At 60.5% G+C, this 13,270-nt stretch carries 14 protein-coding genes; 7 read left to right on the top strand and 7 right to left on the bottom strand.

The window, feature by feature from the left end:
• The first annotated feature begins 3 nt into the window (after nt 1-3).
• The 4 genes from BG455_RS14105 to BG455_RS14090 are packed head-to-tail and all read left to right on the top strand — an operon-like array spanning nt 4 to nt 3,441.
• A complete protein-coding gene (locus BG455_RS14105; RefSeq protein WP_071470657.1) occupies nt 4-1,716 on the top strand; it encodes an MlaD family protein in 1,713 nt (570 codons plus the stop codon).
• The gene (locus tag BG455_RS14100; protein ID WP_071470656.1) at nt 1,713-2,351 is read left to right on the top strand and encodes an ABC-type transport auxiliary lipoprotein family protein; all 639 of its coding nucleotides are present in this window, start codon (nt 1,713-1,715) and stop codon (nt 2,349-2,351) included. Before BG455_RS14105 ends, BG455_RS14100 begins: the two co-directional genes overlap by 4 nt.
• A gap of 53 nt (nt 2,352-2,404) precedes the next feature.
• Entirely contained in the window at nt 2,405-2,983 is a 579-nt protein-coding gene (locus BG455_RS14095) for a YqaA family protein (RefSeq protein WP_071470655.1), read from the top strand.
• Entirely contained in the window at nt 2,983-3,441 is a 459-nt protein-coding gene (locus BG455_RS14090) for a disulfide bond formation protein B (protein ID WP_071470654.1), read from the top strand. The genes BG455_RS14095 and BG455_RS14090 overlap by 1 nt, the downstream gene beginning before the upstream one ends.
• 313 nt (nt 3,442-3,754) lie before the next feature.
• On the opposite strand, the gene BG455_RS14085 is transcribed toward BG455_RS14090, so the two are convergent.
• A complete protein-coding gene (locus tag BG455_RS14085) occupies nt 3,755-4,054 on the bottom strand; it encodes an usg protein (protein ID WP_071470653.1) in 300 nt (99 codons plus the stop codon).
• A gap of 192 nt (nt 4,055-4,246) precedes the next feature.
• Here BG455_RS14085 and gyrA point away from each other — a divergent pair, with 192 nt between their 5' ends.
• From gyrA to BG455_RS14070, 3 genes are read left to right on the top strand one after another with little or no spacing between them, the layout of a single operon-like run.
• Nucleotides 4,247-6,991 (top strand): DNA gyrase subunit A, encoded by a 2,745-nt coding sequence (gene gyrA, locus BG455_RS14080; protein ID WP_177190890.1) that lies wholly within the window; start codon nt 4,247-4,249, stop codon nt 6,989-6,991.
• A complete protein-coding gene (locus BG455_RS14075; RefSeq protein WP_071470651.1) occupies nt 6,988-7,335 on the top strand; it encodes a hypothetical protein in 348 nt (115 codons plus the stop codon). Before gyrA ends, BG455_RS14075 begins: the two co-directional genes overlap by 4 nt.
• Nucleotides 7,336-7,383: 48 nt before the next feature.
• Nucleotides 7,384-7,734 (top strand): DUF6614 family protein, encoded by a 351-nt coding sequence (locus BG455_RS14070; protein WP_071470650.1) that lies wholly within the window; start codon nt 7,384-7,386, stop codon nt 7,732-7,734.
• A 17-nt stretch (nt 7,735-7,751) separates the two neighbouring features.
• On the opposite strand, the gene BG455_RS14065 is transcribed toward BG455_RS14070, so the two are convergent.
• From BG455_RS14065 to metG, 6 genes are all read right to left on the bottom strand, one after another.
• Entirely contained in the window at nt 7,752-7,976 is a 225-nt protein-coding gene (locus BG455_RS14065; RefSeq protein WP_071470649.1) for a ribbon-helix-helix domain-containing protein, read from the bottom strand.
• Nucleotides 7,973-8,149 carry a DUF4169 family protein gene (locus tag BG455_RS16980; protein ID WP_084386449.1) on the bottom strand — a complete coding sequence of 59 codons (177 nt, stop codon included), beginning with the start codon at nt 8,147-8,149 and terminating at the stop codon, nt 7,973-7,975. Before BG455_RS16980 ends, BG455_RS14065 begins: the two co-directional genes overlap by 4 nt.
• A 229-nt stretch (nt 8,150-8,378) precedes the next feature.
• Entirely contained in the window at nt 8,379-9,560 is a 1,182-nt protein-coding gene (locus BG455_RS14060; RefSeq protein ID WP_071470648.1) for a M24 family metallopeptidase, read from the bottom strand.
• A 64-nt stretch (nt 9,561-9,624) separates the two neighbouring features.
• Nucleotides 9,625-11,001, bottom strand: a complete 1,377-nt coding sequence (locus tag BG455_RS14055) for an aminotransferase class III-fold pyridoxal phosphate-dependent enzyme (protein ID WP_071470647.1) — start codon at nt 10,999-11,001, stop codon at nt 9,625-9,627.
• 160 nt (nt 11,002-11,161) lie between these two features.
• The gene (locus tag BG455_RS14050) at nt 11,162-11,416 is read right to left on the bottom strand and encodes a hypothetical protein (RefSeq protein ID WP_071470646.1); all 255 of its coding nucleotides are present in this window, start codon (nt 11,414-11,416) and stop codon (nt 11,162-11,164) included.
• 120 nt (nt 11,417-11,536) lie between these two features.
• On the bottom strand, nt 11,537-13,252 hold the full coding sequence (gene metG, locus BG455_RS14045) for a methionine--tRNA ligase (protein ID WP_071470645.1): 1,716 nt from the start codon (nt 13,250-13,252) through the stop codon (nt 11,537-11,539).
• Nucleotides 13,253-13,270: the final 18 nt, after the last annotated feature.

Genomic DNA, 13,270 nt, shown 5'->3' with positions numbered 1-13,270 from the left:
GGCATGGAGACTCGGGCCAATTATGTGCTGATCGGCGTCTTTGCCCTGCTGGGGTTTTTGGGTGTGCTGGGCTTTTTCCTTGCCTTTGGAAAATTCCAGCTTGACCGTCAGTTCGCCTATTACGAGGTGCGCTTTGACGCGGTGTCGGGGCTGTCGCGCGCGGCAGATGTGCGTTTTGCGGGCTTGCTGGTGGGGCAAGTGGTCGATGTGCGCCTGTCGCCCGATGGGGATGGCATGGTCGTTGTCCGGCTTGAAGTGGACCGCGACACCCCTGTTCGCGCCGATTCCGTGGCGACCGTTGACAGTTCTGGCATAACAGGTGTGTCTTTTGTCGCCATCTCGACCGGCACGCAGGCGGCCCCGCTGATAAATGACCGCACCGATGTGCCGGAACTGGAGGCGGGACGCTCTACCATCCAGTCCTTGACCGAAGGCGCGCCGCGCCTGCTGAATGAAACCTTGCAGGTGCTGGAGCAGGTGAACCGTTTGGTGGGCGAAGAAAACCAGCGCAAGGTCACCAGCATTCTGGACAATGTCGAAAGCTCGACCGGCGATTTGTCGCGCGCGCTGGACAATTTCTCTGGCTTCACCGACACGATTGCCGAGGCGACGGCCACATTCGCAGAATTCAGCGACAACCTGACCCCGATCCTGTTGCAGGCAGAGAAAACTGTTGAAAGCCTGCAATTCGCCATTGATGAATTTGCACTGCTGGCAACAGAATCGCGCATAACATTCGAGACGGGAACAACAACGCTTCTGTCTGTCGAAGCCTTTGTCGAAGATGATCTTGACGCGATGGTAACCGACCTGCGCCGCGCGGCCGATCTTGTCGGGCGCGAGATCGAGGCCTTCTCGCGCGAGGCGCAGACCATGTTCGGCGAAATCAGCCGCACAGGCATGGCCGCAACCCAGCGCATCGAAGCGCTTGACCCCGCCCTTGCACGGCTGGAGCCGCTTCTTGCCCGCGCCGATACCACCTTCGAAACGGTCGAGCGGATGGCCGCGAATGTCGATACGCTTGTCTCGGGCGATGGGGCTGCGCTTGTGGCCGAAGCGCGCGAGATGGTGCAGCTTGCCCGCGATGCCGCCGCTTCGGTGGCGACAGTGGCCGAAAATGACCTGCCTGTGATCATGGCCGATGTGCGCGCGGCAACGGGCGATATTCGGCAGGTGGTCAACACAGTTGGCGAAGATCTGGCGCAGGTGTCAGGCCGGATCGATGAGCTAAGCGCCGGTGGTTTGCGCACGCTCGATCAGGTGACCGAGACATTTGCCAATGCGAATGCCACGCTGGGGGCGATCAACCGCGCGCTGGCCACCAGTGAAGGGGCCATTCAGGCGGCAGAGCGCGCGTTTATTGGCGCGGATAGGGTGATCAATGAGGATATCAGCCTGATCACCGAAGATCTGCGCGATGTGCTGGGCCGGTTGGGGCGCGCGGTCGATGCTGTCTCGGATGATATTCCCGAAGTGACGGCCGATCTGCGCCGCACGGCTGAATCTGCGGCCCGCGCCTTTGACGATCTGGGGCGCATGGTGCGCGAAAGCTCTGGGCCTGTGCGCGACTTTACCACCTCTGGCCTGCCCAATATCACCCAGCTTGCCCGCGAGACGCGCGGGCTTATCACCAATCTTGACCGCTTGACCCGCCAGATCGAACGCGATCCTGCGCGGTTCTTGCTTAACCGCCAGACGCCGGAGTTCAGAAGATGACACTAACACGACGCAATTTCGTAACCGGGGCAGGGGCGCTTAGCCTGCTGTCAGGATGTGGCGCGCTATCGGCGCTGGGCGATGCGGCCACGCCGCTGGACGCCTATGAACTGCGCGCGCCCGTACTGCCGCAAGCGGGGCGCATGTTGTCGCGCGCGCTGAGTATCGAGGCGCCGACCGCTTCGGGGGCGCTGCAAACCGACCGCATTCTGATCAAACCCAATGCCGTGCAATCGTTGTATCTTCCGGGGGCGCGCTGGTCGGATGAAGCCCCGCTGATGTTCCAGACTGTCATGCTGCGCGCGTTTGAAGACACGGGCGCGCTGTCCTATGTCGGGCGCAGACCCTTGGGCGGGACAGGCGATTTTGCCCTGATTTCCGAGATCACGGATTTTCAGGCCGAATTATCTGCAGATGGCACCTCGGCCCTTGCGCGCATCCGGTTGACGGCGCGCATGGTGCGCGAAGCGGATGCAAGCGTCTTGGCGCGGCGCAGTTTTCAGGCGCTGGCCCCTGCCGCCTCGACCGAGACGCTGGATATTGTCCAGGGCTTCAATGCCGCGTCAGACGAGGTGTTGGGCGAGTTGGTCCGTTGGGGCCTAGAGGTGATCGGGGTGCGCCTGCCTGTGGCGTAACCCATCGGCAGTATTTGCGAAAAATATTTTTGATTTGGATTGGATGATCTGGCGTGTTGCGTTCCTTATATGACTGGACCCTGTCGCTTGCGCGCCACAAATACGCCCTCTGGGGCCTGGCGGTTGTGGCATTCATCGAAAGCTCTGTTTTTCCAATCCCCCCCGATGTGTTGATGATCGCCATGATCGTGGCGCGCCCGTCGCGTGCCTTTGTGATTGCGGGTGTGGCAACTGTGGCCTCGGTCGCAGGTGGGTTGGCCGGATACTGGATCGGCTATGGCGCGTTCGAGACATTGGGCCGCCCTGTGCTGGAATTCTACGGCAAGGACGCCTATTTTGCCGAATTTCAGGCCCGCTATAATGAATGGGGCGCATGGGCGGTGCTGATCGCGGGCGTAACCCCGTTTCCGTATAAGGTAATCACGATCTTGTCTGGCGCCACAGCGCTGTCGCTGCCGGTGTTCATGCTGGCCTCGATCGTGGCGCGGGGGCTGCGGTTTTTCATTGTTGCGGCCCTGTTGCGCCGCTTTGGCGCACCTATTCGTGATTTCATCGAGCGCCGTTTGGGGCTTGTGTTCAGCGTCTTCATGGCGTTGCTTCTGGGCGGGTTTGTCGTGGTGAGGTATTTGTGATGCGACAGCAGGCACAGGTTTTGGCGCTGCTCGGCTCTGCCGGGTTGCTGCTGGGGGCGCTGGCGTTTCAGTATATCGGGGGCATGGCCCCCTGCCCGCTATGCATGTGGCAGCGCTGGCCGCATGTCGTGGCCTTTGGGGGGGCGGTGGCGCTGGTCTTGCCGGGCGCAATCTGGCCCCTGATTGGCGCAGGCGGCGCTGCGGTTTCGGGTGGGATTGGCGTCTATCACACAGGGGTAGAGCGGGGCTGGTGGCCCGGCCCTGCGACTTGCAGCGCGGGGGGCGATCTGTCTGCGCTCAGCCCAGAGCAATTGCTGGCGCAGATCATGTCCGCGCCTGTCGTGCGCTGCGACGAGGTGCCTTGGGAAATGCTGGGCCTGTCCATGGCCAGCTGGAACGCGGTCGCCTCTTTCGGCATTGCCGCGCTATGGTTGCTCAGCCTGCGCCTGAAGGGGTAGTTTGGAAAATCTTGTCGCAGTCTGCGAGGCAATGTCCCGTCATTGGTGGCAGTGATGCGGCACACTTCAGCGGTTCGCGCGGAGTCAAGGCGCGTAGCGCCGCCGCGCATCGCCGGGCCGTCCCCCGGCACGGCGATTTGGCTTGGCTATGTGCAAAGCCTTGATCTTTTTCGGATTTTGTCAGCATAAAGTGCTGTAGCAGGGCGCGAGGATCGCCGCACCACGGCCCGACGCTGCGCGGGCTGATCCACTTCGCCACTGTCTGAAAAGCCCTCCAAGCGGCCATCTTGCATCTGGTGGCTGGCAGCGAACCCTAATGCAGCCGCATGCTGCGCTTGTCGAATTTGCCCACCTCAAACTCGCCCACAACATTGCGCCACTCGCCCGCAGCAAGCTGTTTGCGGTGGGTGAAGCGCACCGAATGCAACGGCCCTTCGATACTGTCATGCCAGAATTCGATGAATTCAAACAGGCGCGGATAGTCCGGCGCAAGGTCGTAATCCTGCCAGACAAATGTATTGAGAACATGAATATGGTCGGGCATGCGGTAGATCATTTCAGCGGTGGTCAGCCCATACCCTTTCAGCATCAATTCTACGGGATGTTTGTCCATATGGCACCTCTTGTTTCTGTCGATACGGAAATCATGCCAGAGAGAAGATAATTTTCAATTAAAACATGCTGTTGGCACCTGAGTGGGGTGGCTGCCAAATGATTGTTGGCACGGCCATTGCACCCGTTATCATGGTTCTGATAAAGTGCCCCCAACCATATCTAGAGTGGTGTGAAAAGACATGAGGTCCAGGTGAGCGACAGTCCGGAAACCCCTGAAAACATGGATGAAATTCCACCATCAAGCCCATCCGGGCCAACGATTTCGATTACACAGGAAATGCGCGCCTCCTATCTCGATTACGCGATGAGCGTGATCGTCAGCCGCGCGATCCCTGATTTGCGCGATGGATTAAAACCTGTGCACCGGCGTATTTTATACGCGATGTATGAGGCGGGAAACACCCACGACAAGCCCTACCGCAAATCCGCGCGCGCCGTGGGCGATGTCATGGGCAAATACCATCCCCATGGCGATAGCGCCATTTATGACGCGCTGGTGCGGATGGCCCAGCCGTTTTCCATGTCGCTCAAACTGCTGGACGGGCAGGGCAATTTCGGCTCGATGGATGGCGATAACGCCGCCGCGATGCGCTATACCGAAGTGCGTATGGATAAGGCCGCCGCCGCACTACTGGCCGATATCGACAAGGATACAGTCAATTTCCAGGACAATTACGATGGCCGCGACAAGGAACCCACCGTTCTGCCCGCGCGCTTTCCCAATATGCTGGTCAATGGGGCAGGCGGTATTGCGGTCGGCATGGCCACCAACATCCCGCCCCATAACCTTGGCGAAGTGGCCGATGCGACCCTTGCGCTGATCGAAAACCCCGATCTGACCTCGGAAGAGTTGATGGCCTATGTGCCTGCGCCCGATTTCCCCACTGGCGGGCTGATCCTTGGCCGCTCTGGCGCGCGCAAGGCTTATCTGGAAGGGCGCGGCTCTGTCATCATCCGCTCGAAAACCCATATCGAGGAAGTGCGCAAGGACCGCTTTGCCATTATCATCGATGAAATCCCCTATCAGGTGAACAAATCGACCATGGTCGAGAAAATCGCCGATGCCGTGCGCGAAAAACGCATTGAGGGGATTTCTTCGGTCGCCGACGAATCCGACCGCACAGGTGTGCGCGTCGTGGTCGAGTTGAAGCGCGACGCCACCCCTGATGTGGTGCTGAACCAGTTGTTCCGCTTCACGCCGATGCAAACCAGCTTCGGCTGCAACATGCTGGCGCTGAATGGGGGGCGGCCTGAACAACTGGCCCTGCGCGATTTCCTGACAGCCTTTGTCACCTTCCGCGAAGAGGTGGTCACCCGCCGCACCGCGTTTGAATTGAACAAGGCACGCGAGCGCAGCCATGTTCTGTGCGGGCTGGCTGTGGCCGTCTCGAATGTGGATGAAGTTGTCGCCACAATCCGCGCCTCCGCCGACCCGGCAGAGGCGCGCGAGAAACTGATGACACGGCGCTGGCCCGCGATGGATATCGCGCCCTATATCCGCCTGATCGACGACCCCAGCCACACAATGAACGATGACGGCACCTATAACCTGTCCGAAGTGCAGGCCCGCGCCATTCTGGAACTGCGCCTGCAACGCCTGACCGCCATGGGCGTCAAGGAAGTTACGGACGAGTTGGAAACGCTGGCCGCCAAGATCAAGGATTATCTGGATATCCTGCGCTCTCGGGTGCGGGTGATGGAGATCATCTCGAATGAATTGCGCGAGGTGCGCGACCAGTTCGCCGTGCCGCGCCGCACCGAGATCGTCGATTGGGCCGGCGATATGGACGATGAAGACCTGATCGAGCGGGAAGATATGGTCGTCACCATCACCTCGGGCGGGTATATCAAGCGCACGCCCTTGGCCGATTTCCGCGCGCAGCGCCGTGGCGGCAAGGGCCTGTCGGGCATGTCCACCAAAGATGATGATGTCGTCACCCAACTTTTCGTGGCCAATACCCATACGCAGCTGTTGTTCTTCACCACTGATGGCATGGTCTACAAGCTGAAAACTTGGCGCCTGCCACTGGCAGGGCGCAATGCGCGCGGCAAGGCGATGGTCAATATCCTGCCCATTGCCACTGGCGTCAGCATCGCGGCCATTATGCCGGTGGAACGCCCAGAGGAAGAATGGGAAAACCTGCAAATCGTCTTTGCCACCTCGGCGGGCGATGTGCGGCGCAATGCGCTGTCGGATTTCGTGAATGTCATGCGCAATGGCAAAATTGCGATGAAGCTGCCCGAAAATGTCAGCCTTGTGAATGCGCGCATCTGCGACGAAGACGATGATGTGATGCTGGTCACCGCCTCTGGCCGCGCGATCCGCTTCCGCACCACTGATGTGCGTGTCTTCAAGGGCCGCGATTCCACGGGTGTGCGCGGCGTGCGTCTGGGCGAGGGCGACAGTGTTGTGTCCATGGCCGTGATCCGCCATTTTGAGGCAACACCGGAAGAACGCGCCACCTATCTCAAGATGCGCCGCGCCATGGCCGGTGTGACCGAGGATGACGGCGAAGACGAAGAAGACGCAGCCGAAGGCGCGCTGTCACCCGAGCGCTATGCCGAAATGTCGGCATGCGAGGATCTGATCCTCACAATCACAGTGGCAGGCACAGGCAAATTGTCGTCCAGCCACAACTACCCTGTGCGCGGGCGCGGCGGCATGGGTGTGGCGGCGATGGACCGCGCGATGCGCGGCGGCGCGCTGGTTGCCTGCTTCCCTGTCGAGATGTCGGACCAGATCATGCTCGCCACGTCCAAGGGCCAGTCGATCCGCGTGCCGGTTGAAGGGATCTCTTTCCGCTCGCGCTCGGCAGGTGGGGTCAAGGTGTTCAACACCTCGAATGGCGAACAGGTCGTCTCGGTGGCCCGCATCGCCGAGACTGGCGATGAAGATACCGTCGAAACTGACAGCACGCCCGGCGCGGGCGAATGACACAAGACAAGGCGCGGCTGGTGGCCGCGCTGACAGACCTGGCACAGGCGCGCCAAACCATCACTTATGGTGCGCTTGCAGCCCTGATCGGGTTAGAAGGGGCAGGGCGCATCGCACGTCTGACATCCCTGCTGGAGTCGTTGATGGAAGAAGATGCCGCCCTTGGCCGCCCTTTGCGCGCAGCGCTGGTGGTGGGCAAGGCGGCAGGCGGGCTGCCCGCGCGCGGTTTCTATGACAAGGCGCATAGCTTGGGCCTGTGTCCCGCCAACCCGTCGCCAGAGCTTGCGCAATCCTTCCATCACGCGCAGCGCGACGCGGTCTTTGCCGCGCGCGTAAAGGAATAAGCAAGCTTTCTATGCCAGATTGCCCCATCACCATTCCGGGGGGGCTATATGACAAGCTATCACTGTATGATCGATCTCAAACCCAATGCCAATGCGCTGGCCTTCGCGCATGCCGTGCAGCATTGGTTCGGCGCGTTGAAAGATGCGGGCAAGATCGACAGCTGGCATTTGCAACGCCGCAAGCTGCATCTTGCAGGGCCGGGCTTCGGGGATTTCCTGCTGACAGTCGATATGCGCGATCTTGCACAGCTGGATCTGGCCTTTGCCCATCTTGGCGGGCAGGATGACGCGGCCGCACGTGCCTATGACCAGATGCATGGCATGATCGACCGGTTTGAAGTGGGCCTTTACCGCAGCTTTCCTGACCGTGTTCAGGCCGAACGTCTGGCCATAATCTGAACACGGGGGCAATAGCGTCAGCCGCTCTTTCGGCCCAGCGCGTCTTGCAGCACAAATACCCGGATTGCAGAGGCCAGCCCAATATCGCCGCGCGCTGCATCAATCTCAGCGGCAAGCTGGTTGAGCGGCTGGTCGCGCGCCTCTGCAATCTTGCGAAATTCGCGCCAGAACAGGTCCTCCAGCGAAACCGATGTCCGGTGCCCGCGCAATGTCAGCGAATGCTTGACAGGGCGCGCGCTCATGGCTCGCGCCTGTGATTGTCCAGATGGCTGCGCAATTTCTCGGCATCCTGCGCATCGCGCGCCCGCTCTGCCTTGTTGCGCCCGTGCAGCGCGGCCTGCGCCTGTGCCGCGCGGCGCTTATCCGCGCGCGCTTCCTGCTTTCTGACAATTCTCAGGTTGACGATCTTGCTCATGGATACACCCTAGCGCGCCACTCCCGCGCAGACAATCGCGCCAGATTGCGCCTCCCCCCAGCTTCTCATTTTCTTGCTAAAAATACTCAAAAACCACCGGCCACGCTTACACCCCTTGCTATGACGAGATGCGCGAACACCCAGCCCCGGGCCACGCTGCGCGTGGCCCAAATCTGCCCTGCGGGCGGGGTGGGCCTTGGCCCGCCCCGCCCGCAGGGCGCCCCCTTTTTCATTTCACAAATATCTCGCGCGGTGTGGTGCAGAGCGGCTCTGGTCCCTGTTCGGTGATCAGCACCGGCTCTGTAATCTCCAGCCCGCCATCTTCCAGCCAAAGCGCGGGCATGAAATGGATCACCATGCCCGGTTTCAACTCTGTCATGTCGCCGCGCCGCAGTGACAAGGTGCGCTCGCCCCAGTCGGGCGGATAGCTTAGCCCGATGGAATAGCCGCAGCGGTTGTCCTTCTCGAACCCGCGCTTGTTCAGGGTCGCATTGAAGCTGTTGGCCACATCTTCGGCCCGCGCGCCGGGGTAGCATTGCGCCAGCCCCGCTTCGGTCGCTTCCAACACGGCTTCTTCGGCATGGCGATACAGGTCTGGAACCGAGCCGAAAAACAATGTGCGCGATTGGGGGCAGTGATAGCGGCGATGTACGCCTGCAATCTCGAAAAATGTGGCCTCGCCCGCGCGCATGGGCCGGTCATCCCATGTCAGATGCGCAGCAGTTGCATCCAGACCAGAGGGCGCCATGGGCACAATTGCGGGGTAGTCGCCCCATTGCCCGTCGGCCCCCTCGATCCCGGCCTTGGCAATTTCGGCCACCAGCAGGTTCTTGGCCATGCCCGGTTCCGCCACTTCCAGAATGACGCGGTGCATCCGTTCCACGATCCGCGCGGCACGGCGCATATATAGCAGTTCGGATTCCGATTTGATCAGGCGTTGCCAGTTGACCATGCCTGTCGCATCCTCGAACCTTGCTTCGTGCAGATGGTTCACAAGGGTCTGGTGCGCGGCGGCAGAGTAATAGTAATTGTCCATCTCCACACCGATCCAGCCGGTGTTCCAGCCGCGGTCAATAATCAGCGCGGCCAGCGCTTCCATCGTGTGTTTCTGGGGGTTTTGAACATAGCTGTCATCATAGGGCACAATGCTCTCGGAACGGCGCATGAAGACAGTGCGCTTTGCGCCCGCCTCGTCAATGCCGCGCCCCCACCAGACCGGCTCGCCCTCCAAGGGCAGCAAGACAGCCTGATGCACATAGAAGGACCAGCCATCATAGCCAGAGATCCAGTTCATATTGGACGGGTCCGAGATGATCAGCAGGTCAATGCCGCGCTTTTCCATCTCGGCGCGGGTGCGCGTGATGCGCCCCTCATATTCTGCATCAGTGAAATTCGGGTTTGTGGTGGTCATGGCGCAATGTCCGGCAAAAGGGCGTCAGAAAAAAGGCCCCGCCAGTCTGGCGGGGCGGGGTGCATTACATCGCGCCGGTTACTGCGTCCAGTGCGTCGCGCGTGACGCTTACCACTGTATCGGCTTCTTGCGGTGTCAGGCACAAAGGCGGTGCAAAGCCGATGATCTCGCCTTGGGGCATGGCACGCGCGATCACACCACGCTTGGCCATTTCGCCCACCACTTGCGCTGTGACTTTCTCGGACGCGTCGAAATCTGCCCGCGCGCCGGGGTCGCGCTGCAATTCCACTGCCGCCAGCATCCCGTCGCCGCGCACATCGCCCACAAAGCGGTGGTCTTTCAGCGCCGCGGCCATGGCGTTGCGGAAATAAGCACCTGTCTCGCGTGCATTTTGCACAAGGCCCAGCTCATCGACCAGTTTCAGGTTCGCCACCCCTGCCGCCGCGCCAATGGGGTGGGCGGAATAGGTCCAGCCATGGCCGAAGGGGCCGAATTTGTCAGTGCCTTCCTCCAGCACCTTATACAGATCGTCACTGACGATAGAGCCGGACAGCGGCGCATAGGCCGAAGTCAGACCCTTGGCGATGGTGATGATATCGGGCGTGATCCCGTAATGGGTGGACCCCATCATCGTGCCCAAGCGCCCGAACCCTGTTACCACCTCATCCGTGATCAGCAAAATCTCGTGCTTTTTCAGGATTGGCTGGATCGCCTCCCAATAACCGGCAGGGGGCGGGACAATACCGCCGGTGCCCAGAAGCGGCTCTGCGATAAACGCGCCGATTGTGTCCGCGCCCTCGCGTTCGATCAGTTCTTCCAGTTTGGCGGCGCAATACGCGGAGAAGGCCTCTTGCGACATGTCGGGGTCGGGGCGGCGGAAGTAATAGGGCGCTTCGGTATGCACCACCTCGGACATGGGCAGGCCGAATTTATTGTGGAACGGCACCAGCCCTGTCATGGACCCTGTGATCAGGCCAGAGCCGTGATAGCCGCGCCAGCGCGAGATGATCTTGCGCTTCTCGGGTCGGCCCAGAACATTCTGGATATACCACACCAGTTTGACATTGGTTTCATTCGCATCCGACCCGCCCAGCCCGAAATACACCTTGTTCATATGCGCGGGCGCGCGTTCGGCCACCATATGGGCCAGTGTGATGGATGCTTCGGTGCCGTGGCCGACATAGGAATGGTAATAGGCCAGCTCATGCGCCTGTTTGGCAATGGCTTCGGCAATCTCTGTGCGGCCATAGCCCACATTCACGCAATAAAGGCCGGCAAAGGCATCCAGCAATCTGGTGCCATCGCGGTCTTCAATATAGCAACCCTTGGCTGTGGTCACGATGCGTGTGGCGCTTTCTCCGCGTCCGTGCTGGCCGAAATGCGTAGAGGGGTGCAGAAAATTCTCGCGGTCCCATTGGTTGAGCTGGTCATTGGTCAGCATGACACATCCTTTCTGGCCACCTTTTGCAGGTGCCTTATTCCTAAACTGTCGGGGGTGCGGGGCCACGATTCGTGCCCCCGTCTTCGCGCCACCCTGCCGGAGGGGCGGGGGCATTGTCAAACACAGCTTCCGCCGCAGGACAGCATTGTGAGATATGCGCTCAGCCGTGCCCAGATTTCGGGTTCAGCCGGTAGCTGCCTTCGGGCAAATCCAGCGCCGCCGCCAATTCGCGCAACTGCGACAAAGAGAAGGTGATCACCACGTCATCTTCGCGTCTGGGGTCGAATTGCCGCAATGTTACGCAATCTTCAAAGGCGGTGATGATGACATCATCGCGCAACGCCTCTGGGTGCGGCGCGCCTTCGTCCACAAGGGTGATAATGGTCGCGTCGAAATCATGCTCGATGGTAAACATGGGCCAAGTCTAGAACAGCATCCGCCGCAAGAAAAGAGAAATTCGGGGCAGAGCCGTTTGGCGGTGGGAAGATGGTAGAGGTCCCGGATCAAGTCCGGGACCGGCGTTGCGCAAGCTGCTTTAGCGCTGTCCTGAAAACTGCGCTTCCCATGCGGTGCGTTGATCGTCTGTGATTTTGGCAAACAACACCTCTGGCACCGTGAAAGCATGGCCCGCGGGCAGGGTGTTCAGGGCGGTTGCCACATCATCGGGCCATGACCAGTCGTCGCTCTGCATTGCGGCCATGGTTCGCGCGGCGGCATCGGGGATGAAGGGTTGCGAGATCACGGCATAGAAGCGGATCAGGTTCAGCGCGAGGCGGATTTGCGCAGCGGCTTGTTCTGGGTCGGTTTTGAAGGCCGACCAAGGGGCCGCTTCTTGCAGGTATTCATTGCCCAACACCCATAGCGCGCGCAATTCGCTGGCGGATTTGCGCACATCCATCGCTTCCATATGCTGCTCATAGGCGCGCAGGCGAGTGGTCAGATCGGCCAGCAGTTGGTCCTCGCGCGGGCCTAAAGTGCCGCCCTCGGGCACCAGCTCGCTGAATTTCGAGCGGCAGAATTTGGTCACGCGGCTGACAAGGTTGCCCAGCACATCGGCCAGATCCTTATTCACGGAGGCCTGAAAATTCTCCCATGTGAACTCGCTGTCGTTATTCTCGGGCGCGTGTGACAAAAGCCACCAGCGCCAGTAATCGGCAGGCAGAATGGACAGCGCCTGATCCATGAACACGCCGCGCCCAAGGCTGGTGGAAAACTGCCCCCCATCATAATTCAGGTAGTTGAAGGATTTGATGTAATCCACCAGCTTCCACGGCTCATCCGAGCCGATCAGCGTGGCGGGAAAGCTGAGCGTGTGGAAGGGCACGTTATCCTTGCCCATGAATTGCACATAACGCACATCTTCCGCGCCCATATCTTCGCGCCACCAGCGCTGCCACGCGCTGTCATCCAGCCCATGCGCATCGGCCCATTCGGCAGTGGCGGCAATATATTCGATGGGCGCATCGAACCAGACATAGAAGACCTTGCCATCCATGCCCTGCCATGGTGCGCCGTCATATTGCACAGGCACGCCCCAATCCAGATCGCGGGTGATGCCGCGGTCTTGCAGCCCGTCGCCGTCATGCAGCCATTTCTTGGCAATCGAGGTGGTCAGCACAGGCCAGCCGCGCTGGCTGTCGATCCATCTGTCCAGCGTATCGCGCAAGGTGGACTGGCGCAGGAACAGGTGTTTTGTCTCGCGCACTTCCAGATCGGTCGAGCCGGAAATGGCGGAACGCGGATTGATCAGGTCGGTCGGGTCAAGCTGCTTGGTGCATTCCTCGCACTGGTCGCCACGCGCGCGGTCATGGCCGCAATTGGGGCAGGTGCCTTCAATATAGCGGTCTGGCAGAAAGCGGCCATCTGCATGCGAGTAGACCTGCTTTTCGGCCACTTCCTCGATCAGTCCGGCAGCGGCCAGCCGCGCGGCGAAATGCTGGGTCAGCGCATGGTTGCGCCGGCTGGAGGAGCGGCCGAAATGATCAAACGACAACCCGAACCCGCGTGCCAGTTCTGCCTGAACCCCGTGCATTTCGGCGCAATATTCCGCAACCGGCTGGCCGGTCTTGGCGGCGGCCAGTTCCGCAGGCGTGCCATGTTCATCGGTCGCGCATATGAACATCACCTCATGCCCGCGCGCGCGGCAATATCGGGCATAGAGGTCTGCTGGCAACTGGCTGCCAACCAGATTGCCCAGATGCTTGATTCCATTGATATACGGCAGGGCAGAGGTGATCAGGATGCGCGCCATGGTGTTCCCCGGATTTTG

The sequence above is a fragment of the Roseinatronobacter thiooxidans genome, from assembly GCF_001870675.1.
Taxonomy (GTDB): domain Bacteria; phylum Pseudomonadota; class Alphaproteobacteria; order Rhodobacterales; family Rhodobacteraceae; genus Roseinatronobacter; species Roseinatronobacter thiooxidans.
The sequence above is the reverse complement of the archived record's forward strand: the minus strand, read 5'-3'. Positions and strand labels throughout refer to the sequence as shown.

Bases quoted from the DNA above. Each gene is read 5' to 3' on its own strand.
- BG455_RS16980 (WP_084386449.1), bottom strand. From the start codon at position 8,149: ATGAGCAAGATCGTCAACCTGAGAATTGTCAGAAAGCAGGAAGCGCGC.
- BG455_RS14055 (WP_071470647.1), bottom strand. From the start codon at position 11,001: ATGCTGACCAATGACCAGCTCAACCAATGGGACCGCGAGAATTTTCTG.
- BG455_RS14075 (WP_071470651.1), top strand. From the start codon at position 6,988: ATGACACAAGACAAGGCGCGGCTGGTGGCCGCGCTGACAGACCTGGCA.
- BG455_RS14105 (WP_071470657.1), top strand. From the start codon at position 4: ATGGAGACTCGGGCCAATTATGTGCTGATCGGCGTCTTTGCCCTGCTG.
- BG455_RS14090 (WP_071470654.1), top strand. From the start codon at position 2,983: ATGCGACAGCAGGCACAGGTTTTGGCGCTGCTCGGCTCTGCCGGGTTG.
- metG (WP_071470645.1), bottom strand. From the start codon at position 13,252: ATGGCGCGCATCCTGATCACCTCTGCCCTGCCGTATATCAATGGAATC.
- BG455_RS14070 (WP_071470650.1), top strand. From the start codon at position 7,384: ATGACAAGCTATCACTGTATGATCGATCTCAAACCCAATGCCAATGCG.
- BG455_RS14060 (WP_071470648.1), bottom strand. From the start codon at position 9,560: ATGACCACCACAAACCCGAATTTCACTGATGCAGAATATGAGGGGCGC.
- BG455_RS14065 (WP_071470649.1), bottom strand. From the start codon at position 7,976: ATGAGCGCGCGCCCTGTCAAGCATTCGCTGACATTGCGCGGGCACCGG.
- BG455_RS14100 (WP_071470656.1), top strand. From the start codon at position 1,713: ATGACACTAACACGACGCAATTTCGTAACCGGGGCAGGGGCGCTTAGC.
- BG455_RS14050 (WP_071470646.1), bottom strand. From the start codon at position 11,416: ATGTTTACCATCGAGCATGATTTCGACGCGACCATTATCACCCTTGTG.
- BG455_RS14085 (WP_071470653.1), bottom strand. From the start codon at position 4,054: ATGGACAAACATCCCGTAGAATTGATGCTGAAAGGGTATGGGCTGACC.